At 65.1% G+C, this 25,917-nt stretch carries 21 protein-coding genes and 1 pseudogene; 14 read left to right on the top strand and 8 right to left on the bottom strand.

The window, feature by feature from the left end:
- Nucleotides 1–173: 173 nt before the first annotated feature.
- The 10 genes and pseudogenes from AC1D2K_RS00730 to AC1D2K_RS00685 all read left to right on the top strand — a co-directional run.
- Nucleotides 174–1,139, top strand: coding sequence for an ABC transporter substrate-binding protein (locus AC1D2K_RS00730; protein WP_478085505.1), 966 nt, complete (start codon nucleotides 174–176; stop codon nucleotides 1,137–1,139).
- A gap of 16 nt (nucleotides 1,140–1,155) precedes the next feature.
- Complete coding sequence (gene chvE, locus AC1D2K_RS00725) at nucleotides 1,156–2,226, top strand: multiple monosaccharide ABC transporter substrate-binding protein (protein ID WP_478085504.1); 1,071 nt, start codon at nucleotides 1,156–1,158, stop codon at nucleotides 2,224–2,226.
- A gap of 26 nt (nucleotides 2,227–2,252) precedes the next feature.
- A complete protein-coding gene (gene mmsA, locus AC1D2K_RS00720) occupies nucleotides 2,253–3,779 on the top strand; it encodes a multiple monosaccharide ABC transporter ATP-binding protein (RefSeq protein ID WP_478085508.1) in 1,527 nt (508 codons plus the stop codon).
- Nucleotides 3,766–4,977: a multiple monosaccharide ABC transporter permease gene (gene mmsB / locus AC1D2K_RS00715; RefSeq protein ID WP_478085502.1), complete on the top strand. Its 1,212-nt coding sequence runs from the start codon at nucleotides 3,766–3,768 to the stop codon at nucleotides 4,975–4,977. The genes mmsA and mmsB overlap by 14 nt, the downstream gene beginning before the upstream one ends.
- 2 nt (nucleotides 4,978–4,979) lie before the next feature.
- On the top strand, nucleotides 4,980–6,503 hold the full coding sequence (locus AC1D2K_RS00710) for a sugar ABC transporter ATP-binding protein (protein ID WP_478085500.1): 1,524 nt from the start codon (nucleotides 4,980–4,982) through the stop codon (nucleotides 6,501–6,503).
- A gap of 66 nt (nucleotides 6,504–6,569) precedes the next feature.
- Entirely contained in the window at nucleotides 6,570–7,604 is a 1,035-nt protein-coding gene (locus AC1D2K_RS00705; RefSeq protein ID WP_478085498.1) for an ABC transporter permease, read from the top strand.
- The gene (yjfF, locus tag AC1D2K_RS00700) at nucleotides 7,601–8,626 is read left to right on the top strand and encodes a galactofuranose ABC transporter, permease protein YjfF (RefSeq protein ID WP_478085497.1); all 1,026 of its coding nucleotides are present in this window, start codon (nucleotides 7,601–7,603) and stop codon (nucleotides 8,624–8,626) included. Before AC1D2K_RS00705 ends, yjfF begins: the two co-directional genes overlap by 4 nt.
- A 34-nt stretch (nucleotides 8,627–8,660) precedes the next feature.
- Nucleotides 8,661–10,400: an IlvD/Edd family dehydratase gene (locus tag AC1D2K_RS00695; RefSeq protein ID WP_478085495.1), complete on the top strand. Its 1,740-nt coding sequence runs from the start codon at nucleotides 8,661–8,663 to the stop codon at nucleotides 10,398–10,400.
- A 13-nt stretch (nucleotides 10,401–10,413) separates the two neighbouring features.
- Nucleotides 10,414–11,346, top strand: a complete 933-nt coding sequence (locus tag AC1D2K_RS00690; protein ID WP_478085494.1) for a dihydrodipicolinate synthase family protein — start codon at nucleotides 10,414–10,416, stop codon at nucleotides 11,344–11,346.
- Nucleotides 11,347–11,398: 52 nt separating this feature from the next.
- A pseudogene (locus AC1D2K_RS00685) lies at nucleotides 11,399–11,728 on the top strand (IS3 family transposase); the annotation flags it as partial.
- On the opposite strand, the gene AC1D2K_RS00680 reads toward AC1D2K_RS00685, so the two are convergent.
- From AC1D2K_RS00680 to AC1D2K_RS00660, 5 genes are all read right to left on the bottom strand, one after another.
- Nucleotides 11,680–12,405: a hypothetical protein gene (locus tag AC1D2K_RS00680; protein ID WP_478085493.1), complete on the bottom strand. Its 726-nt coding sequence runs from the start codon at nucleotides 12,403–12,405 to the stop codon at nucleotides 11,680–11,682. The pseudogene AC1D2K_RS00685 and the gene AC1D2K_RS00680 sit on opposite strands and share 49 nt — an antisense overlap.
- Nucleotides 12,406–12,502: 97 nt before the next feature.
- A complete protein-coding gene (locus tag AC1D2K_RS00675) occupies nucleotides 12,503–12,679 on the bottom strand; it encodes a hypothetical protein (protein ID WP_478085491.1) in 177 nt (58 codons plus the stop codon).
- 202 nt (nucleotides 12,680–12,881) lie between these two features.
- The gene (locus AC1D2K_RS00670) at nucleotides 12,882–13,307 is read right to left on the bottom strand and encodes a hypothetical protein (protein WP_478085490.1); all 426 of its coding nucleotides are present in this window, start codon (nucleotides 13,305–13,307) and stop codon (nucleotides 12,882–12,884) included.
- A 62-nt stretch (nucleotides 13,308–13,369) separates the two neighbouring features.
- Nucleotides 13,370–13,642, bottom strand: a complete 273-nt coding sequence (locus AC1D2K_RS00665; protein ID WP_478085488.1) for a hypothetical protein — start codon at nucleotides 13,640–13,642, stop codon at nucleotides 13,370–13,372.
- A gap of 401 nt (nucleotides 13,643–14,043) precedes the next feature.
- Entirely contained in the window at nucleotides 14,044–15,777 is a 1,734-nt protein-coding gene (locus tag AC1D2K_RS00660; protein ID WP_478085487.1) for an FHA domain-containing protein, read from the bottom strand.
- A 121-nt stretch (nucleotides 15,778–15,898) separates the two neighbouring features.
- Between AC1D2K_RS00660 and AC1D2K_RS00655 the strand changes: the two genes are divergently transcribed.
- Complete coding sequence (locus AC1D2K_RS00655; protein ID WP_478085485.1) at nucleotides 15,899–19,702, top strand: serine/threonine-protein kinase; 3,804 nt, start codon at nucleotides 15,899–15,901, stop codon at nucleotides 19,700–19,702.
- Between the two features lie 31 nt (nucleotides 19,703–19,733).
- Here AC1D2K_RS00655 and AC1D2K_RS00650 read toward each other — a convergent pair whose 3' ends face one another.
- Nucleotides 19,734–21,743 carry a lipoxygenase family protein gene (locus AC1D2K_RS00650; RefSeq protein ID WP_478085484.1) on the bottom strand — a complete coding sequence of 670 codons (2,010 nt, stop codon included), beginning with the start codon at nucleotides 21,741–21,743 and terminating at the stop codon, nucleotides 19,734–19,736.
- Nucleotides 21,744–21,958: 215 nt separating this feature from the next.
- On the opposite strand from AC1D2K_RS00650, the gene AC1D2K_RS00645 reads away from it, so the two are divergent.
- Both AC1D2K_RS00645 and AC1D2K_RS00640 read left to right on the top strand, forming a co-directional pair.
- Nucleotides 21,959–22,594 (top strand): Crp/Fnr family transcriptional regulator, encoded by a 636-nt coding sequence (locus AC1D2K_RS00645; RefSeq protein WP_478085483.1) that lies wholly within the window; start codon nucleotides 21,959–21,961, stop codon nucleotides 22,592–22,594.
- A gap of 345 nt (nucleotides 22,595–22,939) precedes the next feature.
- Nucleotides 22,940–23,776 (top strand): alpha/beta hydrolase, encoded by an 837-nt coding sequence (locus AC1D2K_RS00640; protein ID WP_478085481.1) that lies wholly within the window; start codon nucleotides 22,940–22,942, stop codon nucleotides 23,774–23,776.
- A gap of 125 nt (nucleotides 23,777–23,901) precedes the next feature.
- Here the strand turns inward: AC1D2K_RS00640 and AC1D2K_RS00635 are convergent, their stop codons facing one another.
- A complete protein-coding gene (locus AC1D2K_RS00635) occupies nucleotides 23,902–24,267 on the bottom strand; it encodes a nuclear transport factor 2 family protein (protein WP_478085479.1) in 366 nt (121 codons plus the stop codon).
- Between the two features lie 130 nt (nucleotides 24,268–24,397).
- Between AC1D2K_RS00635 and AC1D2K_RS00630 the strand changes: the two genes are divergently transcribed.
- Nucleotides 24,398–25,312, top strand: a complete 915-nt coding sequence (locus AC1D2K_RS00630) for an AraC family transcriptional regulator (RefSeq protein WP_478085477.1) — start codon at nucleotides 24,398–24,400, stop codon at nucleotides 25,310–25,312.
- 130 nt (nucleotides 25,313–25,442) lie between these two features.
- On the opposite strand, the gene AC1D2K_RS00625 is transcribed toward AC1D2K_RS00630, so the two are convergent.
- Complete coding sequence (locus AC1D2K_RS00625; RefSeq protein ID WP_478085475.1) at nucleotides 25,443–25,835, bottom strand: hypothetical protein; 393 nt, start codon at nucleotides 25,833–25,835, stop codon at nucleotides 25,443–25,445.
- Nucleotides 25,836–25,917 lie beyond the last annotated feature (82 nt).

The raw sequence follows: 25,917 nt of genomic DNA, 5'->3' as shown, positions 1-25,917 counted from the left end.
GAGGTGGTCATGGGGTTTTCCAGAATTCGGCTATCGATATCTATTTTATTCAAAAGATGATTGGATTGATATCAAAATCATTTCTAGACTGGCGGCCGGTTAGAGACCTCACTACAGCGGCCCTCCAAAGGGCAGCAAGTCAACGCTTTCATCGACAACAAAAGGAGACTCCCATGACCATCCAACGTCGCGCCCTCACCGGTGCCCTGGCGGCTGCAACGCTTGCGGGCCTGCTGCCCGCCCGCGTGCTGGCGCAGAAGAAATTCGTCCTCGGTTTCGCCCAGGTCGGCGCCGAGAGCGAATGGCGCACCGCCAACACCGAGTCGATCAAGTCAGCCGCGAAGGACGCCGGCATCGAACTCAAGTTCTCCGATGCCCAGCAGAAGCAGGAAAACCAGATCAAGGCCATCCGCTCCTACATCGCTCAGAAGGTCGACGTGATCGCGTTTTCGCCGGTGGTCGAGTCGGGCTGGGAGACGGTGCTGCGCGAAGCCAAGGCCGCCCAGATTCCGGTGGTGCTGACCGACCGCGCAGTCGATACCAAGGACGACACGCTCTACGTGACCTTCATGGGCTCGGACTTCGTCGAGGAAGGCCGCAAGGCCGGACGCTGGCTGGTCGACAAGATGAAAGACCAAAAGGGCGACGTGAACATCGTCGAGTTGCAGGGCACGGTGGGCTCGGCGCCGGCCATCGACCGCAAGAAGGGCTTCGAAGAAATCATCAAGGCCGATCCGAAATTCAAGATCGTTCGATCCCAGACCGGCGACTTCACGCGTGCCAAGGGCAAGGAGGTGATGGAAGCCTTCCTCAAGGCCGAGGGCAAGAAGATCAACGTTCTGTTCGCGCACAACGACGACATGGCGATCGGCGCAATCCAGGCCATCGAAGAGGCCGGACTCAAGCCGGCCAAAGACATCACCATCATCTCGATCGACGGCGTCAAGGGCGCATTCGAGGCCATGATGGCCGGCAAGCTCAACGTCACCGTCGAATGCAGCCCGCTGCTCGGCCCGCAGCTCATGAGCGCGGTGAAGGACATCAAGGCCAACAAGCCGATGCCCAAACGCATCGTGACGGAGGAGTCGATCTTTCCGATGGAAGTGGCCGCGGCCGAGTTCCCGAAGCGCAAGTACTGAGCCCAGGAGCCCCACCATGAAGCGCAACTTCCTCCGCACCCTGCTCGCCCTTGCCGTCACCGGCGTTCTGGCCATCGCCCAGCTTGCCCAGGCCCAGGACAAGGGCCCGATCGCCATCTCGATGCCTACCAAGTCTTCCGCCCGCTGGATCGCCGACGGCGCCAACATGGTCAAGTACTTCCAGGAAAAGGGCTACAAGACTGACCTGCAGTACGCCGACGACGACATCCCGAACCAGCTCGCGCAGATCGAGAACATGGTGACCAAGGGCTCGAAGGTGCTGGTGATCGCGGCCATCGACGGCACCACGCTGTCCGACGTGCTGCAGAAAGCGGCCGACAAGGGTGTGAAGGTCATCGCCTACGACCGGCTGATCAAGGGCTCGAAGAACGTCGACTACTACGCCACCTTTGACAACTTCCAGGTCGGCGTGCTGCAGGCCAGCTACATCGAGAAGGCGCTCGACCTGAAGGCCGGCAAGGGTCCGTTCAACATCGAACTCTTCGGCGGCTCGCCGGACGACAACAACGCCTTCTTCTTCTACAACGGCGCGATGTCGGTGCTCAAGCCCTACATCGACAGCGGCAAGCTGGTGGTGCGCAGCAAGCAGATGGGCATGGACAAGGTCTCGACGTTGCGCTGGGACGGCGCGGTGGCGCAGGCCCGCATGGACAATCTGCTGTCGGCCTACTACACCAAGGACCATGTCGACGCGGTGCTGTCGCCTTACGACGGCCTTTCGATCGGCATCATCTCCTCGCTCAAGGGCGTGGGCTACGGCACGCCGAAGCTGCCGATGCCGGTGGTGACCGGGCAGGACGCCGAGGTGCAGTCGGTCAAGTCGATCCTGAAGAAGGAGCAGACGGCCACGGTGTTCAAGGACACGCGCGAGCTGGCCAAGGTCACGGTGGMGATGGTCGACGCCATGCTGGCCGGCAAGACGCCCGAGGTGAACGACACCAAGACCTACAACAACGGCGTGAAGGTCGTGCCCTCCTACCTGCTCAAGCCGGTGAGCGTCGACCTCGGCAACTGGAAGCAGACGTTGGTCGACAGCGGCTACTACAAGGAAAGCCAGGTCAAGTGAATCAGGTCGCGGACATCATTTTGGAGATGCGCGGCATCACCAAGACATTTCCCGGCGTGAAGGCGCTGAGCAATGTCCGGCTGGCCGTGCGCGCGGGCGAGATCCATGCGGTGGTCGGCGAGAACGGCGCGGGCAAGTCGACGCTGATGAAGGTGCTCAGCGGCGTCTATCCCTGCGACAGCTACGAGGGCGAGATCCACTTCGAGGGCGAGCTGCGACGCTTCCGCGGCATCGCCGACAGCGAGAAGCTGGGCATCATCATCATCCATCAGGAGCTCGCACTGGTGCCGCTGCTCTCGATCACCGAGAACATCTTCCTCGGCAACGAGATCGTGCGAGGTGGCGTGATCGACTGGTTCGCCTCGTATGCGAAGACGCGCGAGCTGCTGGCCAAGGTCGGCCTGAACGAGACGCCCACCACGCTGGTGACCGACCTCGGCGTCGGCAAGCAGCAGCTGGTGGAAATCGCCAAGGCGCTGTCCAAGCACGTGAAGCTTCTGATCCTTGACGAGCCGACCGCCAGCCTCAACGAACGCGACAGCGATGCGCTGCTGATGTTGCTGCTCGAACTCAAGCGTCAGGGCATCGCGTCGATCCTGATCTCGCACAAGCTCAACGAGATCGCCAAGGTGGCCGACGCCATCACCGTCCTGCGCGACGGCGAGACCGTCGAGACCATGGACTGCCGAACGCAGCCGATCAGCGAGGATCGCATCATCCGCGGCATGGTCGGCCGCGACATGGAACACCGTTATCCACAGCGTCATCCAGTCATCGGCGAGACCGTGTTCGAGGTGCGCGGCTGGTACGTGCACCATGCGCTGCATGCCGAGCGCGAGATGATCAAGGGCGTGAACCTGAACGTGCGCCGCGGCGAGATCGTCGGCATCGCCGGCCTCATGGGCGCGGGGCGCACAGAGTTCGCGATGAGCGTGTTCGGCAAGTCCTACGGCCAGCGCATCAGCGGCTCGGTGTTCATGCACGGCCAACCAGTGGACGTGGGCACGGTGCGCAAGGCCATCGACCACGGCATCGCGTACGTCACCGAAGACCGCAAGGGACTGGGGCTGGTGCTCGAGGAAGACATCCGCAAGAACATCAGCTTGGCCAACCTGACCGCTGTGGCCGACAAATTGGTGATCGACACCGGTCGCGAATTCAGTATCGCCAACGACTACCGCAAGGCGCTCAACATCCGCTGCTCGGGCGTCGAGCAACCGGTGGTCAATCTGTCGGGCGGCAACCAGCAGAAGGTGGTACTGAGCAAGTGGCTCTTCACCCAACCCGAACTGCTGATCCTCGACGAGCCCACGCGCGGCATCGACGTCGGTGCCAAGTACGAGATCTACACCATCATCGACCGGCTCGCGAGCGAGGGCAAAGGCATTCTGATGATCTCTTCGGAACTGCCGGAACTGCTCGGCATGTGCGACCGCATCTACGTGATGAACGAGGGGCGCTTCGTCGCCGAATTCGGGGCGGCCGAGGCCTCGCAGGAACGCATCATGCACGCCATCGTGAGCGCGGGGAGTTCGGTTCATGTCGCAGCCTGACGTCGACGCAGTGATGTCCGCCGTTCCCCTGGCCAATGCGCCGAAGCTGCATGCCGGCTTCCTGAAGAACAACCTGCGTGAGTACGGCATGCTGATCTCGCTGGTCGCGATCATGGTGCTGTTCCAGGTGCTGACCGACGGCACATTGCTACGCCCATTGAACCTCACCAACCTTCTACTGCAGAACAGCTACGTGGTCATCATGGCGCTGGGCATGCTGCTGGTGATCGTGGCGGGGCACATCGACCTGTCGGTGGGCTCGGTGTGCGGCTTTATCGGCGCACTGGCGGCGGTGCTGATGGTGGAGTACGAGTGGCACTTCGTACCCACTGCCATCGTGAGCATCCTGACCGGTGCGGCGATCGGTGCGGCGCAGGGCTGGTTCGTGGCGTTTCGCAAGATCCCGTCGTTCATCGTCACGCTCGCGGGCATGCTGGTGTTCAAGGGACTCACGCTGGCGCTGCTGGTAGGCCAATCGGTCGGGCCGTTCCCGGTGGAGTTCCAGCGGCTAAGTTCCGGCTTCATTCCCGATCCGCTGGGCGGTGAAACCCTGCACACCACATCGCTGGTCGTCGGCGCGCTGGCCGCCGTGGCACTGGTGTTCTTCAAGCTGCGCGGGCGCGCCAAGCTGAAGGCGCACGGCATGGAGCAGGAGCCCTACGCTTTCTTCCTGGTGAAGAACCTGTTCTTCGCGGCCATCATTCTTTTCTTCAGCTACCTGCTGTCGACCTACAAGGGGCTGCCCAACGTGCTGATCGTGATGGCGGCGCTGATCGTGATGTACGACTTCGTCACCAACCGCACGACCATCGGCCGGCGCATCTACGCGCTGGGCGGCAACGAGAAGGCGGCGCGGCTGTCGGGCGTGAAGACACAACGGCTCGCGTTTCTCACGTTCGTGAACATGGGCGCGCTCGCGGCGCTGGCGGGCCTGGTATTCGCTGCACGGCTCAACACTGCCACGCCCAAGGCCGGCCTGGGCTTCGAGCTCGACGTGATTGCGGCCTGCTTCATAGGCGGCGCCTCGGCCTCGGGCGGCGTCGGCAAGGTGATGGGCGCGGTGATCGGCGCCTTCATCATGGGCGTGATGAACAACGGCATGTCGATCCTCGGCATCGGCATCGACTACCAGCAGGTGATCAAAGGCCTGGTGCTGCTAGCCGCGGTGTTCATCGACGTCTACAACAAGAACAAGTGACGATGGACCCGGTCGCCGCCAAGCCCGTGYTGGAACTCGCGGGCATCCACAAGTCCTTCACAGGCATCCCGGTGCTGCGCGACGTGCAGTTGCGGCTCTACCCCGGCGAGATCCATGCGCTGATGGGCCAGAACGGCGCGGGCAAGTCGACGCTGATCAAGGTGCTGACCGGCGTCCTTGGCTCCAGCGGCGGCGAGATGCGGCTGGACGGCCAGGCGATCCGCCCCGGCACGCCGCTGGCGGCGCAGCAGCTCGGCATCAGCACGGTCTACCAGGAGGTCAACCTCTGCCCCAACCTCTCGGTGGCGGAGAACGTGTTCGCCGGACGTTACCTACGCTGCGGCCTGGCGCAGGGCTACCGCATCGATTGGGCCGCGGTGAACCGCCAGGCCGGTGAACTGCTCACGCGCATCGGTCTGGACATCGACGTCACGCGGCTGCTCTCCAGCTACCCGGTGGCGGTGCAGCAGCTGGTCGCGATCGCGCGCGCGCTGGGCGTGTCGGCCAAGGTGCTGATCCTCGACGAGCCGACCTCCAGCCTGGACGATGAAGAAGTGAACAAGCTGTTCGAGGTGCTGCGCCGGCTGCGCGCCGAAGGCCTGGCCATCGTCTTCGTCACGCACTTCCTGAACCAGGTCTACGCGGTGTCGGACCGCATCACCGTGCTGCGCAACGGCCAGTGGGTCGGCGAATGGCGCGCGAGCGAACTCGAGCCGCAGGCCCTGATCGCCGCGATGCTGGGACGCGAACTCGCGGCGCAGTCGGCTCGGCCCGCCGTGCCGCCGGCCTTCGACGACACGGCCGCCGCGCTGCTGCAGACCGAGGGCTTGGCGCAGGCCGGCCAGCTGCAGCCGCTGGACCTGCGGGTGCGCGCGGGCGAGATCGTCGGCCTGGCCGGCCTGCTCGGCGCCGGCCGGACTGAACTCGCGCGCCTGCTCTTCGGCATGGAGACGCCGGACCGCGGCGTGCTGCGCATCGACGGGCAGGCCGTGAGCTTCGCCGACCCGGCCGATGCGATCCGCCGCGGCCTCGCGCTGTGTCCCGAAGAGCGCAAGACCGACGGGATCGTGGCCGAGCTGTCGGTGCGCGAGAACATCGCGCTCGCGCTGCAGGCGCGTCTGGGCACGAAACGCTTCCTGTCGCATGCCGAACAGACAGCGCTGGCCGAGCGCTTCGTCGCGGCGCTGGGCATCAAGACCGCAAGCATTGAGACGCCGATCGGCCTGCTCTCCGGCGGCAACCAGCAAAAGGCCATGATCGCGCGCTGGCTCGCCACCGAGCCGCGCCTCCTGATCCTCGACGAGCCCACGCGCGGCATCGACGTGGCGGCGAAGCAGGAAATCATGGAGCAGATCTTGCGGCTGGCCCAGGCGGGCATGGCGGTGATCTTCATCTCGTCGGAGATGAGCGAAGTGGTGCGTGTAGCGCATCGCATCGTGGTGCTGCGCGACCGGAAGAAGGTGGGCGAGCTGCCGGGTGGCAGCACCGAAGACGAGGTCTACGAATTGATTGCTGCGACAACATGACTCTCCCCCAAGCTTCGCGCACCGGTTCCGCGGCGTCTCCCGCACAGAGAACGGGGCCGTGCTGACATGAAGCGCCTTTCGACCCTCACAAGCCATCGCCTCGCCTGGCCGATCATCACGCTGCTGCTCCTGCTGGCCCTCAATACCACCTTCAACCCCAGCTTTCTGCACATCGAATGGCGCGACGGCCATCTCTACGGCAGCCTGATCGACATATTGAACCGCGCCGCACCGCTGGTGCTGGTGTCGCTGGGCATGACGCTGGTGATCGCCACGCGCGGCATTGACATCTCGGTCGGCGCCGTGGTCGCCATCGCCGCGGCCACCGCGGCCTGGATGATCGGCGGAGCGGTGTCGGGTGATGCGAGCCGCTTCCCGCTGCCGCTGGCCATCCTCGCGGCTCTGACCATCGCCCTGGCCTGCGGCCTCTGGAACGGGCTGCTGGTGGCGCGCGTGGGCATGCAGCCGATCATCGCCACGCTGATTTTGATGGTGGCCGGCCGCGGCATCGCCCAGCTCATCACCAACGGGCAGATCATCACCGTCTACTACAAGCCCTACTTCTTCCTCGGCAGCGGCTCCCTGCTCGGCCTGCCGTTCTCGCTGTTCATCGTGGCCGGCGTGTTCGCGCTGCTCTACCTGGCGATCACGCGCACGGCGCTCGGCCTGTTCATCCAGGCGATCGGCATCAACCCCACGGCGGCGCGCGTGGCGGGCGTGCAGTCGCGCCGGCTGGTGGTCGGTGCCTATGTATTTTGCGGGCTGTGCGCGGGCATCGCCGGGCTGCTGATCAGCTCCAACGTGAAAAGCGCCGACGGCAACAACGCGGGCCAACTGCTGGAGCTCGACGCGATCCTCGCCGTCACGCTCGGCGGCACCGCGCTCACCGGCGGGCGCTTCAGCCTGGTCGGCAGCGTGATCGGCGCGCTGATCATCCAGACGCTGACCTATGCGATCTATTCGCTCGGCGTACCGCCCGAGATCAATCTGGTGGTGAAGGCCGTGGTGGTGTTCCTGGTGATGCTGCTGCAGTCGCCGGAGTTCCGGGCGACGGTGCGTGTCTGGGCTCAGCGGCGGGCACTCGGGGAGGTGCGTTCATGAGCGCGGTGATTGAAGTCACACCCTCACCCCAGCCCTCTCCCGCGAGAGGGAGAGGGAGAATGAAGCTCAATCCCAAATACCTGCCGCTCACGGCCACCATCTCGCTCTTCGTGCTGATGGCCACGCTGGGCTCGATAGCCTACGACGGCTTCTTCTCCGCGCAGGTCTTCCTGAACCTGCTGATCGACAACGCCTTCCTGATCGTGGTCGCGGTCGGCATGACCYTCGTGATCCTCTCGGGCGGCATCGATCTCTCGGTCGGCTCGGTGATCGCCCTCACCACCATGGTCTCGGCCTCGCTGGTCGAAAAGCATGGCTGGAGTCCGGCCGTGGTGATCCCGCTGGTGCTGGTGATGGGCACGCTGTTCGGTGCCTTCATGGGCCTGGTGATCGAGCGCTTCCGGCTGCAGCCGTTCATTGTGACGCTGGCCGGCATGTTCCTGGCGCGCGGCCTCTGCTACCTGATCAGCATCGACTCGATCAGCATCACCAACGCGTTCTATTCGGAGGTGTCGCAGATCCGCATCCCGGTCTGGGGCGAGGCCTCGCTGTCGATCAGCGCAGTGATCGCCATCGCCGTGGTGCTCGTCGCCGTGTTTGTCGCGCACTGCACGCCCTTCGGACGCGCCGTCTATGCCGTCGGCGGCAGCGAACATTCGGCAGTGCTGATGGGCCTGCCGGTGCGCCGCACGCTGATCGGCGTCTACACGCTGTCGGGCTTCTGCTCGGCGCTGGCCGGCGTGATTTTCACCTTCTACATGCTCTCGGGCTACGGCCTGCACGCGGTCGGCCTGGAACTCGACGCCATCGCCGCGGTGGTGATCGGCGGCACGCTGCTCACCGGCGGCGTTGGCTACGTGGCCGGCACGCTGTTCGGTGTGCTGATGCTCGGCATCATCCAGACGCTGATCTCCTTCGACGGCTCGTTGAGCTCCTGGTGGACGCGCATCGTGGTCGGCGCGTTGCTCTTCGTCTTCTGCCTGCTGCAACGCTTCTTCAACGCGCGCACCCCGACGCGCTGACCCTTCCCACCTCACCCCGCCGTCAAGGACACCCATGCCAGACACCCGCAAGAAGAAACTGCGCTCGACCGAATGGTTCGGCTCTGCCGACAAGAACGGCTTCATGTACCGCAGCTGGATGAAGAACCAGGGCATTCCCGACCACGAGTTCGACGGTCGCCCGGTCATCGGTATCTGCAACACCTGGTCGGAGCTCACGCCCTGCAACGCTCACTTCCGCAAGATCGCGGAACACGTGAAACGCGGCATCTCGGAGGCCGGCGGCCTTCCGGTCGAGTTCCCGGTGTTCTCCAATGGCGAATCGAACCTGCGGCCCACCGCCATGCTCACGCGCAACCTGGCGAGCATGGACGTGGAAGAGGCCATCCGCGGCAACCCGATCGATGCCGTCGTATTGCTCACCGGCTGCGATAAGACCACTCCCGCGCTGCTGATGGGCGCAGCCAGCTGCGACGTCCCGGCCATCGTCGTGACAGGCGGGCCGATGCTCAACGGCAAGCTCGAAGGCAAGAACATCGGCTCGGGCACCTCCGTGTGGCAACTGCACGAGTCGCTGAAGGCCGGGGAGATCGACTTGCACCATTTCCTCTCGGCCGAAGGCGGCATGTCGCGCTCGGCTGGCACCTGCAACACCATGGGCACGGCCTCCACCATGGCCTGCATGGCCGAGGCGCTCGGCACCTCGCTGCCGCACAACGCGGCCATTCCGGCGGTCGACGCGCGGCGCTACGTGCTCGCGCAGATGTCGGGCATGCGCATCGTCGAGATGGCGAAGGAGGGCCTTACGCTCTCGAAGATCCTCACGCGCGAGGCCTTCGAGAACGCGATCCGCGTGAATGCGGCGATCGGCGGCTCGACCAACGCGGTGATCCACTTGAAGGCGATCGCCGGCCGCATCGGCGTGGGGCTCGAACTGGAGGACTGGACGCGCATCGGCCGCGGCACGCCGACGATCGTCGACTTGATGCCCTCGGGTCGGTTCCTGATGGAGGAGTTCTACTACGCCGGCGGTCTGCCCGCCGTGCTGCGCCGGCTCGGCGAGAACGGCCTGCTGCCGCATCCGGATGCATTGACGGTGAACGGCCGCTCGCTCTGGGACAACGTGCGCGAAGCGCCCAGCTACAACGACGAGGTGATCCGCCCGCTCGACAACCCGCTCATCGCCGACGGCGGCATCTGCATCCTGCGCGGCAACCTGTCGCCGCGCGGCGCGGTGCTCAAGCCCTCGGCCGCCACGCCGGCGCTGCTACAGCACCGCGGCCGGGCGGTGGTGTTCGAGGACTTCGAGCACTACAAGGCAYGCATCGTCGACGAGGACCTGGACGTCGATGCCGACTCGGTGCTGGTGATGAAAAACTGCGGCCCCAAAGGCTACCCCGGCATGGCCGAGGTAGGCAACATGGGCTTGCCGCCCAAGTTGCTGCGCCAGGGCATCAAAGACATGGTGCGCATCTCCGACGCCCGCATGAGCGGCACCGCCTACGGCACCGTAGTGCTTCACGTGGCGCCCGAGGCGGCCGACGGCGGCTCGCTGGCGGCGGTGCGCGACGGCGACTGGATCGAGCTCGACTGTGCCGGCGGGCGGCTCCACCTCGACATCAGCGACGACGAACTCGCCGAACGCCTGCGCGACCGCGTCAAGCTGCCGATGCCGCCGGCCAACGGCGGCTACAAGCGGCTGTACGTCGACCACGTGCTGCAGGCCGACGAGGGCTGCGACTTCGACTTCCTCGTCGGCTGCCGCGGCGCTGGCGTGGATCGCCATTCGCACTGAGGCATCGTCGTCCATGACGCGCCATAGCCTTTCGAACCCGCGCTACCGCGGCATCTTCCCGGTCGCGCCGACCACCTTCACCGACTCGGGTGCGCTCGATCTCGACAGCCAGAAGCGCTGCTTCGATTTCATGATCGACTCCGGCGTCGACGGCATCTGCATCCTCGCGAACTTCTCCGAGCAGTTCCTGCTGTCGGACGAGGAGCGTGAGGTGCTGACCCGCACCGCCCTCGAGCACGTCGCCGGCCGCGTGCCCGTGATCGTCACCACGACGCATTTCGGCACCACCGTCTGCGCCGAGCGCAGCCGCCGCGCGCAGGACATGGGCGCAGCCATGCTGATGGTGATGCCGCCTTACCACGGCGCCACCTTCCGCGTGCCCGAGGCCCAGACCTTCGAGTTCTATGCACGGCTGTCGGATGCGGTGTCGATCCCGATCATGGTGCAGGACGCACCGGCCAGCGGCACGGTGCTGTCGGCCGCCTTCCTCGCGAGGATGGCCAGGGAGATCGAACAGATCAGCTACTTCAAGATCGAGACGGCCGGCGCGGCCAGCAAACTGCGCGAGCTGATCCGACTCGGCGGCGACGCGATCGAAGGGCCGTGGGACGGCGAAGAGGCGATCACCCTGTTGCCAGACCTCGACGCAGGCGCGACCGGCGCGATGACCGGCGGCGCCTTCGCCGACGGCCTTCGCCCGATCATCGAGGCTCACCGCCAGGGCGACCTCGACCAGGCCTTCGCGCTCTACCAGCGCTGGCTGCCGCTGATCAACGTCGAGAACCGGCAAGCCGGCTTCCTCGCGGCCAAGGCGCTCATGAAGGAAGGCGGCGTGATCGCCTGCGAGGCGCCGCGCCATCCCTGGCCCGCGATGCATCCCGAGGTGCGCAAGGGCCTGATCGAGACGGCAAAGCGGCTCGATCCGCTCGTGCTCCGCTGGAGCTAATAAACCGGCGTGCTGATGCAGCGATCCAAAGTGCTCAATTGGCTAAGAACACCCAGGTCAAGGCGTGATGAAGCCCGATCAGGCCGAAATTGAGCGGCTGAGGAAGCGAAAACGCCAAGCTCAGAATGGAGCGCGACCTGCTGAAAAAAGCGGCGGCCTACTTCGCCAAGGAGTCGATGTGAAGTTCGGCTTCGTTGCGAAACACCGAGGAGCGTGGCCGTTGGCAATGATGTGCGAGGCGCTCGGTGTCTCGCGAAGTGGCTTCTACGCGTGGCTCGGTAGGCCCAGAAGCCAGTGCAGCCTGGACGACGAGGTGCTCGGCAGCCAGGTGCGTCAGAGCTTCCTAGGCAGCGTATCCACCGTGGTAAACGGCGCCCAGCGTGAACCCGGCCCGAGGCGGTAGAGGCCGCAGACGAAGGCCGGCGCGAGGTCGGCGCAGGTCCGACGCAGAACTGGATCGGCGGCGCCCTCGGCGTCGACCCAGGTCTTCAGGACCGCACCCCACCGCGAGCGAACCCCCGAGGCACACTCGAATCCGAGAAGGGCGCCGCGGGGGCAGCACAGCGCGACCTCGGCGCCCTCCGGTAGCTCGTCGGCGACGTTCGCGTTGGCGAGCTGCGCCCACCACGCGCGGAAGAACGGCATCAGCGTAGCCTTCACGAGATGTCGATCAGCCTGGTGGAGCGTGCGCGCCATCATCCGGGCGACCGCGTGGGACGTCACCGCGATCGGCGAGAAATCGACGCTGCGCTGCCGCGCGACAGCGTGAACGTGGAGACCGTGACCGGACGACAGCGCCTCACCGAAATCGATCGCGGCGTAGCCGGCGACGGTCCAAAGCGCGCGATCGCCGTAGCCACGAAGGACCGATTCGGCGACGATGTCCTCGGCGAAGAAGGCGCGCCATGCTGCGAGACTTCCAGCCTTTGCGCCGAGGCGCTCCACGCGCCGATGGCGCGCCGCCGTCTCCGCGGCGTCGGCCGTCAGGAAGCTCCTCGCGACCGCGTGCGCGAGGCCCGGATCGTTCGCCGCGATGAAGGTGTCGGGCTTGAAGCTCATGCCCGCGACCCCGTCTCCTCGACCTTGCCGCGGTTGCCCTCGCCGTGTGATCGTGGCAGATCGCTTTTCGCTTTGATGGAATTCCCCAACAGTTGCATCAAGGCGTCAACTCGGCCTCGATGAAGTACCGCTGCTCCGCGAGCCACGTGCGCATGCGAACCGAATCGCCGCCAAACATGCGGTCCTCTGAGAACTTCTTCGTGTCATCGCACCGGTATGTGTCGTCCACGCTCAACTGCTGCCGCAATGCGCGCCGCTCGCACTCGTAGATCACGGACGTGAGGAGTTGAGGGGTGGACTTTCCTGTCTCGAGAGGCGCAATTGGCGCAAGCCGTTGGGAGTGAGCGGCTGTATGCAGAAGCACAAGAAGAACCGTAGGCGACTTGATCATGACAAAACCTTTTTTTGGGTGAGCTGCCGCTCGCCAATAGGCGAGCCCGGAGGACAGCCGTACGGCATGCATTGCGCTGCCTCGGTCATTCGCCCAGCACGCACAGGCGATGCCACTGCACGACGCGATGACCGCAGTACTGCGCGACGATGCGGCTGACCTGTTCCGCGTGGTCGGACACGTCCCAGCGCCTGTCGACCCATTCCAGCGCCTCATAGAGGTCGTTCGAATCGCCCGTCAGGTCGTACCTGTCCATCAAGGCACTGCTGAGTTCGAGGTTGGAGCGTTCGTCACCGCTCGCTGCCTCGTTGCGCAGTGAATCGAAGCGGGAATCCGTGGCAACGGATGCGGCGCCGCCGTTGGGCAGAGGATGCTTCATCGCTGCCTCGACATGCCCGGTCGGACCGCGCAAGGCAAGCACCAACAGAACGCAGGCGAGCAGCGCCACGACGTAGCGGGGGGAGTTCCGCCGTGCGGCAGTGGTCAGGTATCGAATGGATCGATCGAACATTGACAAGCTCTCCTTGGGAGGCCCTATGTGGAGTTGAAGCAAGCTTGGTTCCCGGCGCGTCTTCAGAGCACCGGCGGCAGCGCGCGGCGCGTCTCCTGCGCGCGTTCCCAGTCAACGCTGCGGCGCTCCAAGTCGGCCAGATCCGTGGCTTCGGCGAGGAAGCGGTCGCGGGCCAGCTCGGGGTCCAAGCCAGTGACCCACTGGGTCGCGTGGGTCACCGCCTTGCGCAGTTCTCCCATCAGCGTGGAGGCTTCCGRCACGCGGGGTGTGGTCTCGTGGCCGGCGTCGAGGACTTCGAGGTTGGCGACGGAAGGGATGGTCTTGGCGGTGATCATGAATGTCTCCTTGGGTTGAACAACGGATGGAGGCATGGTCGTGGTGCCTGAGCTGCCCGGCGCGCCAACGTTCAATACTGACCGGCGGGCCCTGGCGTCGTTGTGAGATGACTCAAGCAGACGGCCGCCGGCCGGGCCGCGCCTGCGACAGGCCTCCGCCCCAGTCAGGTACGCGTCAGATCAGGGCCGGGCGCGCGCACGGCCGCGCCAGAAGCGGGCCGGTAGGCTGCCGAGCATCAGCACCACTGGAGAGCCATCGTTTGCGGTCAAGCGCGGAGACTTCCGGCGACAGCCTGGCCGAGTTGGCGCGGCCGGGCGAGGGACGCGTACCTGAGAGCCGGGCGCCACGGCGATGACAGAGGGCGACGGGGCGCTTCCAAGCCACTCCGCTGACAACTGCGCTACTTTTCGTAGCGCACGACGCCGTCCCACCGGGACAGCTGCTCCGGGTCTTCCAACTGTCTGCACTGTGCTTGCAGCCAGCGCACGCGGGGATCGTCTGCCCACGCGGGCGCGCCAATCGCCGCTTGGAGCTCTTGCAGATCGGCGATCTGGCGCACCCCTTCCAGCATGCACAAAAGGGCTTCCCAGCGTGCTGCATGGCCGGCCGACGACAGGCTTCGTGCGGGATCGAGCACCTCGTAGACATTGACGAGGGTTTCCATGCCTGCCAAGGCCACGCGGGCTGCCCGAACAAATGGCGTGCGTTTTACGTCCAGAAGCCTGGCCACCTCTTCGGTGACGAGCAGCGGCGCGTCGAGTCGGCCGGGTTTGGTGAGCGTCTCCACACGGGATGCGCAGTTGACCGAAGTGCCCAGCAACCCGTACTTGAAATGCCGGCTCGATGTCATCGAACCGGCCAGCACCTGCCCCTTGGCAATGGCGATGCCACAAACCGGGCCGGACGGCGACGACAAGGACTGCAAAGGGGTTGTCTTCAACTGCTCGAGAATCCGCAGCGCGCAGTCAACGGCCAGTTGGGCCTGGCCGGGTTGCTCGAACGGCACCCCCCAAGCGGCGAAACACCCATCGCCCTGGTAGTCGATCACCGTTCCCTCGTGAGCAAAGACTTCCCGCGAGACGGTGTCCATCGTGCTTCGGAGTTCTTTCTGCCATCGAAGCAAGTCTGTCGCCGCCGCCTCGGTGGAAAGGCAGAAACCTCGAAGATCGAAGATCAGACTGGTGGCCTCCATGATGCGAGGGTCCCCTTCGGCACTCGAGCGTCCGCCAGGGCGCATCAGCAGATCAACGACCTTGGGCGAAAAGTACTGGGTCAAATGGGCCTGCCTTTGGGCCACCAGGTGCTGGCGCGTGAGCGTGCTGACCAGGCTGAGGTAGCCGGCAGCGATGTCGGTGTTGTCGTTCGGCAAGGTTTGCTCGCCGACGACATAGATCACGATGGGCTCGCCGGCGGTGCTGCGCTCGATCAGGCAGGCCCCGACCGTTCGCGTCGTGTGGTGCACGGTGGCATCGATTTCGGTCGAGGTGGCGTGGTTGAAAAAAGCGACCGAGCCGTCAAGGTGGAGCGCGCCGCCGATGACTCTGCGGCTGAGCACCGGGGCGCGTTCTCCGTTCAGCGAGTACGTTGCGAGCATGCGCGACGACTCCATGCTCTCCGGATGCGCTTCCACGACATAGGCCGAACTGACGACGGGCGCGAGCACTTGCACCAGAAAGGCGCAAGCCTTCTGCAGCACTTCGCCTTCGGCGTGCGCCTCACCGAACAAACGAGGCAGTTCCAGCGCCGACTTCAGGATCAATTGCGGGTCCAGCGTCGCGAAGTTGACCGCCGTCAGCTTGAGCTCGGTGGCCAGCGTCTGCTCGATCTGGCCCCCGAGCTCAAGCACCCGCAGGCGCAGGGGTCCGACCCGCAACTCGTCGTGCATGCGCAGCGCACAACGCTGTCCATGCCCAAGCCTCATGCCGTTCACCAGGGTTCCGACCTTGCTGTGATCCTCCACCACCCAGCCTCGTGCGGTAGGGACGAGCTGGGCATGCAGCCGAGACACGCTGCCCTGGTCGGCGTCGATCTGGATCTGGCAGCCGGGCGAGCGCCCGATCGTCACAGGTTCRGCGGTCCAGAACTCCAGGCGCTTGACGGCACCTGCGGCAGTGGCTTCCAGGATCAGGCGCACGGCACACCCGAGAAGGATGGCGGCGGAGGTGAATCCGTAGCAAAACCCCGCAACTGGTCACCGACTGTCTGGATGTTCATTGATAATGATTTAAGCACTCCATGGTGGTTGCGAAGGCGTCATGTCACAAAAAGAAATTGAACCCGCCCGGCTCGATCTCACGGTCGAGGGTCGCGGCGGGTCGTTTCTGGACATGCTTCAGCAAGCCTCGCCGATCCCCGGGGCGCAGTTGTTGGGCTCGGGCTTTCGACCGCTGCCCGGAACCAGCGTGCTTGACGGCAGATTCAGCATCCTGCGCCAGATTGGCGAGGGCGGCATGGGGGTGGTGTTCGAAGCCTATGACGACCTCAGGCGCAGCGTCGTCGCGATCAAGACCCTGAGTTGGCTCGACCCGGGCAGCGTCTACCGGCTGAAGAACGAGTTCCGTTCGCTGGCCGACATGAACCACCCGAACCTGTGCCGTCTGCACGAGTTGTTCAGCGACGAGGGCTGGTTCTTCAGCATGGAGCTCGTCGACGGCGAGCGCTTCGACGAGTGGGTGCGTCCTGACGGGCGGCTCGATGCGCAGCGCTTGCGCGCCGCCCTGAAACAGTTGCTGCAGGGCGTGGTGGCGATCCATGGCGCCGGCATGCTGCACCGGGACCTGAAATCGTCGAACGTCCTCGTTCAAAAGGACGGGCGGGTCGTGATCCTGGACTTCGGCTTGGTCGTGGACTGGCATGCCAGCGCGGCCCGGCGCCCGGCGGTCGAAGTCGGCTTCAGCGGCACACCCGGCTACCTGGCACCCGAGCAAACTTCGAGCGCGGCGAATTCGGCTCCGACGACCGCCAGCGACCTGTACGCGATCGGCTCGATGTTGTTCGTTGCCCTGACCGGCAGGCTGCCGTTCGAAGGGCCGCTCAGTGACGTGCTCGAGCTCAAACGGCACCAGGCCGCACCCCGCGTGCACAGCCTGAGTGCGGACGCGCCGCACGACCTTGCCAAGCTGTGCGATGCGCTGCTGCAGCGCGACCCCGCAGCGCGGCCCGATGCGGCCCAGGTGCAGGCAGCCCTCGACCGGGCGGACGCGCCAGGCCAAGTGGCCCCCGTATCGGGCCCTGCACACGCGGAACTGACGGGCATGGCGCTGCGGGCCGACATCCTGCTCGGACGCGAGAGCGAAATGGCTGCACTGCACGCCGCCCATGCATCCATGCTGGCCGGCCGTCCGGTCGCGATGTTCGTCAGCGGCGAGTCAGGCATGGGCAAGAGTGCGCTGATGCATGCGTTTCTCGACCAGGTGAGAGCCAGTGGACGCTCGGTCGCGCTCGAGGGACGCTGCTACGACCGTGAAAGCGTGCCTTTCAAGGCTTTCGACTCGGTGATGGACGAGCTCAGCAGCCACCTGCACGGGCTGACGCGCGAAGAAGCCGGCGATCTGATGCCGCGCGAGATGTACGCCTTGGCACGCCTCTTCCCCGTGCTCGAGCGTGTCGACGCTGTGGCCCAGGGGCCGAAGAAGGTCATCCCCGATCTCCAGGAACTGCGACTGCGCGCGTTCGCCGCGCTGAGTGAACTGCTCGGACGCATGCGCGACCGGCGGCCGTTGGTCATCTTCGTGGACGACCTGCAATGGACCGACAGCGATTCGATCGTCGTCCTCGAGTACCTGCTGAGCCAGCCGGAACCGACGCCGTTCCTGTGGGTGGCGACGCACCGCAGCGAAGACGCCCAGGACAACGCGCTCTTGCAGCAAATCCTGGGTATCGCGGCCAAAAGTCCGCGGGTGGAGTGCCGTTCTCTGCACGTGGGCCCGCTGCCGCCGGCAGTTTCGGTGCGGTTGGCGCAGCGCCTGCTCGGTTCGGCCGCCACCGCGGACTCCGCGTCGATCGCGGCCGAGGGCCGAGGCAGTCCCTTCTTCGTCGGTGAACTGGTTCGCCAGGCGCTCTCGGCCCGGCTGACGGGGGCCGGCCCGACCGCGCTCACGCTGGGCCAGACCGTGGACAGGCACGTCAGCCTGCTGCCTGCGAAAGCGCGCGATGTGCTGAACGTGCTGGCAGTGGCAGGCCGCCCGATGGCAGCGCAGTTGGCCGTGGATGCCGCCGATGCGACGCATGAAGCCCTCGACGCCTTGTTGTTCGAGCGGCTCGTACGCACCGCAAGGGTCAGTGCGCACAGTCGCGTGCTGGAGTGCTATCACGACAAGATTCGCGAGTCCGTGGCCGACGCCTTGACCCCCGACGCCCTGCGCCGCATACACGCCCGCCTGGCCGAAGCGCTGTCCGCGCAGGAGGACTCGGAGCCGGAGCACTTGGCGCTGCACTTTCATGGCGCCGGGGACAGCCAGCGTGCCAGCGTCTACTACGAGAAGGCAGGCGATGTCTTTGCAGCCGCGCTGGCGTTCGAGTTCGCTTCCCGCCAGTATCGACAGTGCCTGGACCTCATCGGTGCCGACCCTGCGCGGTTCCGGCAGGCGCAAGTCAAACTCGCCGCGATGCTGGCATCGATGGGCAACAGCCGCGAGGCCGCAGAGGTTTATCGTGCTGCGAGCATCGGTGCGCCGCCGCAGGAAGCGCTCGAACACAAGCGTGCAGCGGCGCATTTGCTCAGCACCAGTGGCTTTACCGACGAGGCGCGAGTTCTGTTGGGCGAGGTGCTGGCCGCCATCGGCCTGTCCATGCCGCGGTCGCCTCGGGCAGCGATGGTCGCGGCGCTGGCTTCGCGCTTTCTGCTCATGTGCAGAGGGCTGAAGATCGACCCCACCGCAGTACCCGGACCGGGCGATCAAGCCCGGCTGGGCGCGATGTGGTCGGTGGTCCAAGGGTCGGTCGGCAACAATGCATTCGTGATGGTCGACATGGCGGCCCGCTATGCGCGGCTGGCCCTGAACACGGGCTCACGTGCGCATGCGGCGCGGGCCCTGACCATGGAGGCCTACATGGTCAGCCTCGATGGCCTGGGCACGCGCGCAAAGACGGAACCGATCATGCTGCAAGCCGAGCGCTTGGCCAGCGAGGTGTCGCAGAACGAATTGACGGGATGGGTTCGGCAAATTCGCGGCTGCGTGCTGGCTCATGAAGGTCGGTTCGCCGAAGCCCAACCGGTACTGCAAGATGTCCTGGAGTGGTTGGGTTCTCAATGCACGGAGGTGCCGTTCGAGTTGGCTGGCACCCAACTCTACTGCGTGAATGCGGCGAATCATCTTGGAGACTATGCCCAGACCTCGACCACGGCGCCTGGCATTGTCGAGAACGCCTTGCGACGGGGCGACCAGTATCTGGCTTGCGGCGTGGTCGGTTTTGCGGCGCCTGCCTTGCTGGCGCACCGCGGTCTTGCCGACGCGGGCCGGCGGCTCGGCCAGGCCAAGGCCAGCTATCAAGTTCAAAGCATCTATCAATGGGCCGACTACCTGATCCTCTTGGCCGATCTGAACCTGGCGCTCTACGAGGGTCAGCCGGCGCGAGGCGTCTTGCTGGCAGCGCAACAGTGGTCGGCGCTTGAAAAATCGCAGCTCCTGCGCATGAAGACTGCGTTCGGGTTGATGAGTTATTACCGAGCCGGTTGTGCACTGGCTGCCGCGCGGCAACGCTCGACGGACGTCGCCGAAGGTCTGGCGATTGCCAGAACGACGGTCAGGCTGATGAACAAGACCCGCCTGCCCCACCTGCCCGGTTGGGCCGCGGTGCTTGAAGCCGGCCTGGCGTGCGAAAAGCGGCAACCGGCTCGGGCGGCAGAGTGGCTGCAGGCTGCGACAGCCACCTTCGACGCCACGGGGTTGAAGCTGTACAGCGCCGCCGCGCGGCGCAGGCAGGGGCAGTGGATGGGCGGCGGGGCAGGCCGCGCGCTGGTGATCGCTGGAGAGGCCGTCATGCACAGCCAAGGCGTGATCGACGTCGAAGCAACGACCGAGATGCTGGCACCGGGATGCCAGCCCGAGGCCTGCTGACAACCCACGGGGCACGCTGGTTGCGCGCGGCCTAGATGCTGATGCTGTTGGGTACCCTGGACGGCAACTGGAAAAGATAGGGAATCGGCCGTTCGAGGTTGCGCTGGTGGATCGTGATCTCGGCCTGCGCCAACGCAACCTGAAAAGCCTCGAGGGCCTTCTGGGCCGGGCGGTGCGCGAAGTGCGGGTATTGCGGGTTGCTGGCGTAGTGCCCCAGCGCGTCGAACTGGATGCTGCTGAGCAGGTACACGAACGACAGGGTGTACAGCGCGACGTCCAGCGGCGGGAACCACTCCAGGCACTTCGTCTCGTCAGCGATCGGGTCGTCGCGCGTCGGCGCGGCTTTGTAGATCGCCGCGGCCACGCTGGGCGCGAAGCCCGCGAAGGGATACTGACCGTAGTTGACCGACGCGTGCAGAGGGCCTGCGGTGTAGATCATTTGCGCGACGACTTCAACGAGTTGGTCACGGGTGTTCAGCGTCGCGGGAAACCCTCGCAGATTGCCGTGCTGCGGGGAGCCAAGTTCGTGCACCCAAGCCATGAGTTCCCGGTCGGTACTGACGGAGGCGTCGTCGAGGTAGTAGCTCGCCACGTAGCCGGTGACGAAATCCTTGATGGCCTTCCACAGCAGCAGCGTGTCGTCGCGAAACGGGTAGGCCGCCAGCTGGTCTACGCCGCGCAGGCAAAAGATCTTGTCCGGGCTGTTCTCGCCCCAGCGCCAGGCCATACGCGCGTCGTTGACCATCTGCAGCGTCCAATCGATGTGGGCGCCGACGTTGGCGGCCACCACGCCACCCGGGACGATGAGGTTGTGTGCGGCGCCATCGTTGATGCTGATGGTGAACCGCAGATGCGGTTCGAGCAGATGGAACAGCGGGTGTTCCTTTGCCAATTGGCGGTGCGTGGCCACCGCGACGGCCTCCATGATCAAGTGGCAATCCCCGAGATGGGCGACCGATTCGTGTTGAATCGCGCAGGCCACGTTGACGAAGTACTTGGCGATTTTCCACTTCAGATGATTGGCATCGTTCGCATCGAAAACATCGTTCGGGCTGAAGATGGCAGAGTCCGGGGTCTGCCCCAACTGGATCGCGATGGGCTGCAACACGCCCGCTTGGCCTTTCCCGTAGGCCGGCGGATAGCCCTCGGGAGGTGACTCGTTCCAATAGAACAGGGCGATGGGCGACGGCAGGTAGCGGTGCTTGCGGTGCAGGCAGCTCTCTTTGGGTTCCAGCTTCCCGTCGCCGATCAGCGCGGCGTAGTCGCAGGCGTAGAGCTTGCCGTCGCTGATCATCTCGGCCAGCGAGAGGGGGGTGGAGCCGCCTCGGCTCAGGACTTTCACTGTATCGGGGATCGTCATCTTCGCCTTCAGCTCGCTCCAGGCCAGCGCCTTGCTGCCCGTCGCGTTGTCGTGCACCACGCGGCGCAAGTTGGTGGTGTTGAAGCCGGCCAGTTGCAGATAACCGAAGAACCAATCCTGCTCGCATGGCTTGCCTTTCTCGGACATCCAAGCCTTCGCCTCGATCRCCAACATCTGGGGCGTGGGCAGCGTGGCGATCAGGCTTTCGTAGTCCGACTCTGCCTTGGCCTCGAGGAAGGGCGACCGTACCAGGTCGAACAGGGTCGACTTGAGAATCGCCGTGGGACCTTTTTCCACCGTCTCGGCGGCAGCGGCAAAGATGCCGTCGACCAGCWTTTCAACATCCTGCTCGAGTTGGCGTAAATCCGTACTGAGTCGCAAGGCATGGAAAGGTATGTCGTTTTGGATGYTGTCCAGGTCCTTCTCGATCTCCTGCGCCAGGAACCTGCGCGCATTCCGGGCGAAGTTCTCGGCGATCTGCGCGCTGGTCTGCGCGACCAGCGCGTTGTAGGCGGCGCTGAACTCCTCGCCAGGCGGCACGCCCGCGCACATCGGCACCGCCTCGAGATGGGGGTAGCTTCGAACGTAGTTATAGGCCGTGCGGGACAGCGACAGCTGCAACGCGCGCGCCGCGGTGCCTTGACCTGGCAAGGTGGGAATGGGTACGTTCATCGCTGGCATGATGGGTTCTCCGGGTCCGCAGACGGTTTCAAAGGCGCAGTCGGCAAGACTAACGGCTCCGTGGACATTTGCGTGGATTTAAAGCCAGGCCCGGCCCGCCATCACATGCGCGGACCTCTGACGAGTTGCGCCCAGGCTCCGAGCGTTCGAGCAAGGCCTGCGACCGGCGGGCCGTGCCGTACAGTCTCGGCCTCAGGTGCAAGCTAGGAGCAGGCATGTTTGAAGGGTCGAGGGCAGAGAATTCCGGCGACTTCCTGGCCGAGTTGGCGCGGCTGGGCGACACGCGTACCTGGGAGCCTGGTGCCCTGGTCGTGACCGAGGGCGACATTGCCGACTGCATGTACCTCATCCACGAAGGCGAGCTGCGCGCGTTCGTGGCCGGGGACGGCGGACGCGTGGTGGAGCTCAATACGCTGCACGCGGGTGAGCTCTTCGGCGAACTGATGCTCAGTGGTGAACTGCGCTCCGCCACGGTGCAGGTCACCACCCGAGCGCGGCTGACCCGCGTGACCCGGGCCGAGGCCGAGCGCGTGCTGGCGCAGCGGCCCGAGCTTGCGTTTCAGTTGATCCAGCGCCTGGTGCAGCGCGTGCGCACCCTGACGCGCACGGTGGGCCGCCTGGCTTCGGTGGACGTCTACGGCCGGCTCGTGGGGCTCTTCGACGCCTTGGCGGTCGASGACAAAGGCCTGCGCGTGGTGCCCGGGCCGTTGAGCCAGCAGCGCATCGCCGAGCGCGTGGGCGCTTCGAAGGCAATGGTCAACCGGCTGCTGACCGACCTGGCCAAGGGTGGCTACATCGAAGTCTCGCGCGAGCGCATCGTGCTGCTCAGAAAGTTGCCGCCGAAGTGGTGAGTCAATCGTAGGCTGACACGTAAATGCCATAACTGGTGCAGCGACTCGATCATGCCCTGCACCAACTTGACAGTCAGTTCGCTGGCAAGGCACGCGAGCGGTTCGGAGGCTTGGCAGGTCATGGCAGAAACTCCTCCAACGGCGAGCGACGGCTGAGCGGTGAAGGCATGGATTTGAGAGCATGCACGCCGAGGTGAACGGCTGATTGAGGACTGCTAGACCTGCTCGCACAGCGGCGAGCGCCAAGAGCGTGCTGCTAAGCTCACGAACGACCGACTGCTGTCGGGCCCGTCGCGGACCTTCGGGTCGATACCCCTCGCCTCGGAAGGCGGTCAGGATCCAACCTTGTCATCCAAAGTCTCTCGCATCGCACTCTCGGCCTCGGCGGCTGCGCTTGGAAGCATCGCGGCCTACTGGACCCTCCTGGCGACACGCCAGGGACATATCCTGTTCGACGCCCGCAAGCGCCACCCGGTCGTTCACCTGTCCGACGACTTTTCCACCTACTCTCACACCGTGCCGGGCGGGATGGTCCGCGGGTATGTCTATCACCCCCAGGGCGAGGCTGCACTGCAGGACCTGCTCATCTATTTCGCGGGTCGAGGCGAGGACGTCCGCGCCACCGCCAAGGCCCTGCACTGGCTGCCGGAAGGCTTCGGATTTGCCGCGGTCAACTATCGGGGGGTGGCCGATTCCGAAGGTCGCCCCTCCGAAGTCGCTTCGGTCACGGACGCGTGCCAGTTTGCCAATCACCTGCGCCGGGCCTTGCCGAAGGTACGCCTGCACGTGGTCGGCCGAAGTCTGGGGACGGGCGTGGCCATCCAGCTGGTGGCGCGACAGGAGTTCTCGAGCCTCCAGTTGGTCACGCCGTACGACTCGATGCTGGAGGTGGCGAGGAAGCGCTTTCCGCTGGTGCCGCTTTCGATCCTGCTGCGGCATCCGTTCAATTCGCTCGCTCACAGCCGGGAGGTCGCCGCGAAAACTCAGGTCCTGCTGGCCGAGTCGGACGACGTCGTGCTGCCGGAGCGCTCGCAGAAGCTCATCGCCGCCTGGCCGACGCCCATCAGCGTGCAGACGATTCCCGGCTCCAACCACCACAGCATCATGGGCCTCGAAGCCACCTGGCTCCATCTTGTCGACTTTGCGTTGACGGCCGTCCTGTCCGAACCGAAGGTCGCATGACATGCCGCCGCGCACGCCCATGACTGTTGGGTGAAGAGCAGCTGCTCGAGATGCTCGGGCGAGACAGCTACACGCACGCACCTGCGATTCGACTTCACTGGGGTGTGAGCGTCATTTCGACTCGCTCAGAACATCGTGTTCGTGTTGTTCGCCGTCTCTGGCACCGGCTGCAGCACGTCCCAGTGCTCGACGATCTTTCCATCGGCATCGAAGCGGAAGATGTCTACGCCCGCGGTTTCCTTGCCACCCCAATCCAGATACCGCACATGGATGAAGGCCAGATCACCATCGATCGCGACGCGCTTGACTTCGCACGGGACCGTCTTGACCTGCTTGATGAAGCCGGTGATGAAATCCGTGCCGTTCGGGAACAGTGGATTGTGCTGAATGTAAGGACCTGCGACAAGGCCCGGCAGCAGATCGGCTTGGCCTTCATTGAAGATCTGGTCGTAGATGGTGGCCACTGCGGCTTGAATCTTGGCTCTTTGCATGATTTCTCCGGGTTTTGACACGCCTCGCGAATGCGTGGCGTTGCAGCGATTGGAGCGCCAATTGCTCAGACGATCCATGCGTGCGAGTCTCGATTCAATAACCAATCGTCTCATTCGCTACCATGCGGCCATGCAGGCATTGAACGGTTGGCTCAGGACAGTGCGCGCCGACGGCATGGTGCTGGTACGCACGCGCGTGGCCGGTCCTTGGGGCTTTGCCGTCGACGCGCGCGACGCCGCGGTGTTCCACTTCGTGGCCGAGGGGCGCGCCGTCGTGCGCCAGTCCGATGCGAAAGCCATCGAGGTCTTGCCTGGTGAACTGGTGCTGTTCCCCCGGGGCAGGGCACACGAAGTGGCCCATTCGGCCCGCGGCAAGGCCCTGCCGCTTGCCGAATTCATGGCACGGCGCAATGGCGTCGCCGATTCCGCGACCGAGGCATGCACGCTGATCTGCGGCGAGTTCGGCATTGACCGGCACCTTGCGCTGCCGGCGATGCGCGCTTTGCCAGCCGTGGTGCACCTGCGCCCCGGCAGTGAGCCGGGCGACTCCGCGCTGGGCGACACGATGCGCCTTCTGCAGGCCGAGGTCGAGACGCCGAACTTCGGCAATCAGATCGTCGTGCGCAACCTGCTATCCATGCTCTTCGTATATTTCATGCGTGATTGGGCGAACTCCGCTGGACCACGTGTCAACGATTGGTTCTCCGCTGTGCGCACCCCGCACTTGRCACGTGCGCTGGCCTGCATCCACGAGTCGCCCGAGCGCGGCTGGACATTGGAAGAACTGGCGAAGGAGGCCGGCCTCTCGCGCGCGACCTTCGCCCGACAGTTCAACGCCTCGGTGGGCGAACCGCCGCACAACTACCTCACGAGATGGCGCATGGGCGTTGCTGCGCAACTGCTGCAAGAGACCGACTTGCGGCTTTCCGAGATCGCGCTGCGCGTCGGCTACCAGTCGGAGTTCTCTTTCAGCCGGGCGTTCAGACGCTGGCGTGGTGCGGCGCCCGTTCGATTTCGACGGACCGCTGTGCCTGGGGCTGACTGACAGATTTGCGAGGGAGTAGGGAGACGGCGCCATGCATCGAAGACGCATCCAGATCGCTCCGCACACCGCGATGCTCGACCGAAGCCCAACGCCCAGTCGGGTTGTCGTGATTGATCTCGGCGCCGGTCGCCTATTGCGTCACGGCGCCGGCGGGCGGCGCGGAGCCGGCCGGCGGCACGATGACTGCACGGCCGTCCGGCGAGGTGAAGATGGTGCTGGAGTCGGTGCCCGTGCGTGATGCGCCGCTGGGTGAGATCACCGTGGACCTGTCTTCTGTCTGGGAATTTCCCGAGCTCCCCCATCGCCCCTGCTGCAGAACGAGGCCGGCGTCCCGCACGCACGCATCGCGCTCCGGGCGGGGCATCGTGCCATCGTTGCAGCGAGCGATGAGGCTGTCGTAGCGCTGCTGAGGCGTGTCCGTCTGTGCACCGGCCAGCGTCGCGCATGCGACCAGCGTGGCTGCTGCAACCACACGAATTGGAAACGGGCCTGGAACTTCCCAGTTGACGCGTCGTTGCTTCATGGGGTACTCCTCGGATGCTCTTGCCATTCTTGATGACTGCTCAGTGACAGTCAAATGCTCGCCAAAGAACCACTTCTCCCAA

The sequence above is a fragment of the Variovorax sp. P1_H12_2 genome, assembly GCF_056405335.1.
This window is presented reverse-complemented; position numbering and strand designations above follow the sequence as displayed.

Coding starts and splice junctions, on each gene's coding strand:
- AC1D2K_RS00730 (WP_478085505.1), top strand. CDS start 174: ATGACCATCCAACGTCGCGCCCTCACCGGTGCCCTGGCGGCTGCAACG.
- mmsA (WP_478085508.1), top strand. CDS start 2,253: ATGCGCGGCATCACCAAGACATTTCCCGGCGTGAAGGCGCTGAGCAAT.
- mmsB (WP_478085502.1), top strand. CDS start 3,766: ATGTCGCAGCCTGACGTCGACGCAGTGATGTCCGCCGTTCCCCTGGCC.
- AC1D2K_RS00705 (WP_478085498.1), top strand. CDS start 6,570: ATGAAGCGCCTTTCGACCCTCACAAGCCATCGCCTCGCCTGGCCGATC.
- AC1D2K_RS00690 (WP_478085494.1), top strand. CDS start 10,414: ATGACGCGCCATAGCCTTTCGAACCCGCGCTACCGCGGCATCTTCCCG.
- AC1D2K_RS00680 (WP_478085493.1), bottom strand. CDS start 12,405: ATGAGCTTCAAGCCCGACACCTTCATCGCGGCGAACGATCCGGGCCTC.
- AC1D2K_RS00670 (WP_478085490.1), bottom strand. CDS start 13,307: ATGTTCGATCGATCCATTCGATACCTGACCACTGCCGCACGGCGGAAC.
- AC1D2K_RS00655 (WP_478085485.1), top strand. CDS start 15,899: ATGTCACAAAAAGAAATTGAACCCGCCCGGCTCGATCTCACGGTCGAG.
- AC1D2K_RS00635 (WP_478085479.1), bottom strand. CDS start 24,267: ATGCAAAGAGCCAAGATTCAAGCCGCAGTGGCCACCATCTACGACCAG.
- AC1D2K_RS00625 (WP_478085475.1), bottom strand. CDS start 25,835: ATGAAGCAACGACGCGTCAACTGGGAAGTTCCAGGCCCGTTTCCAATT.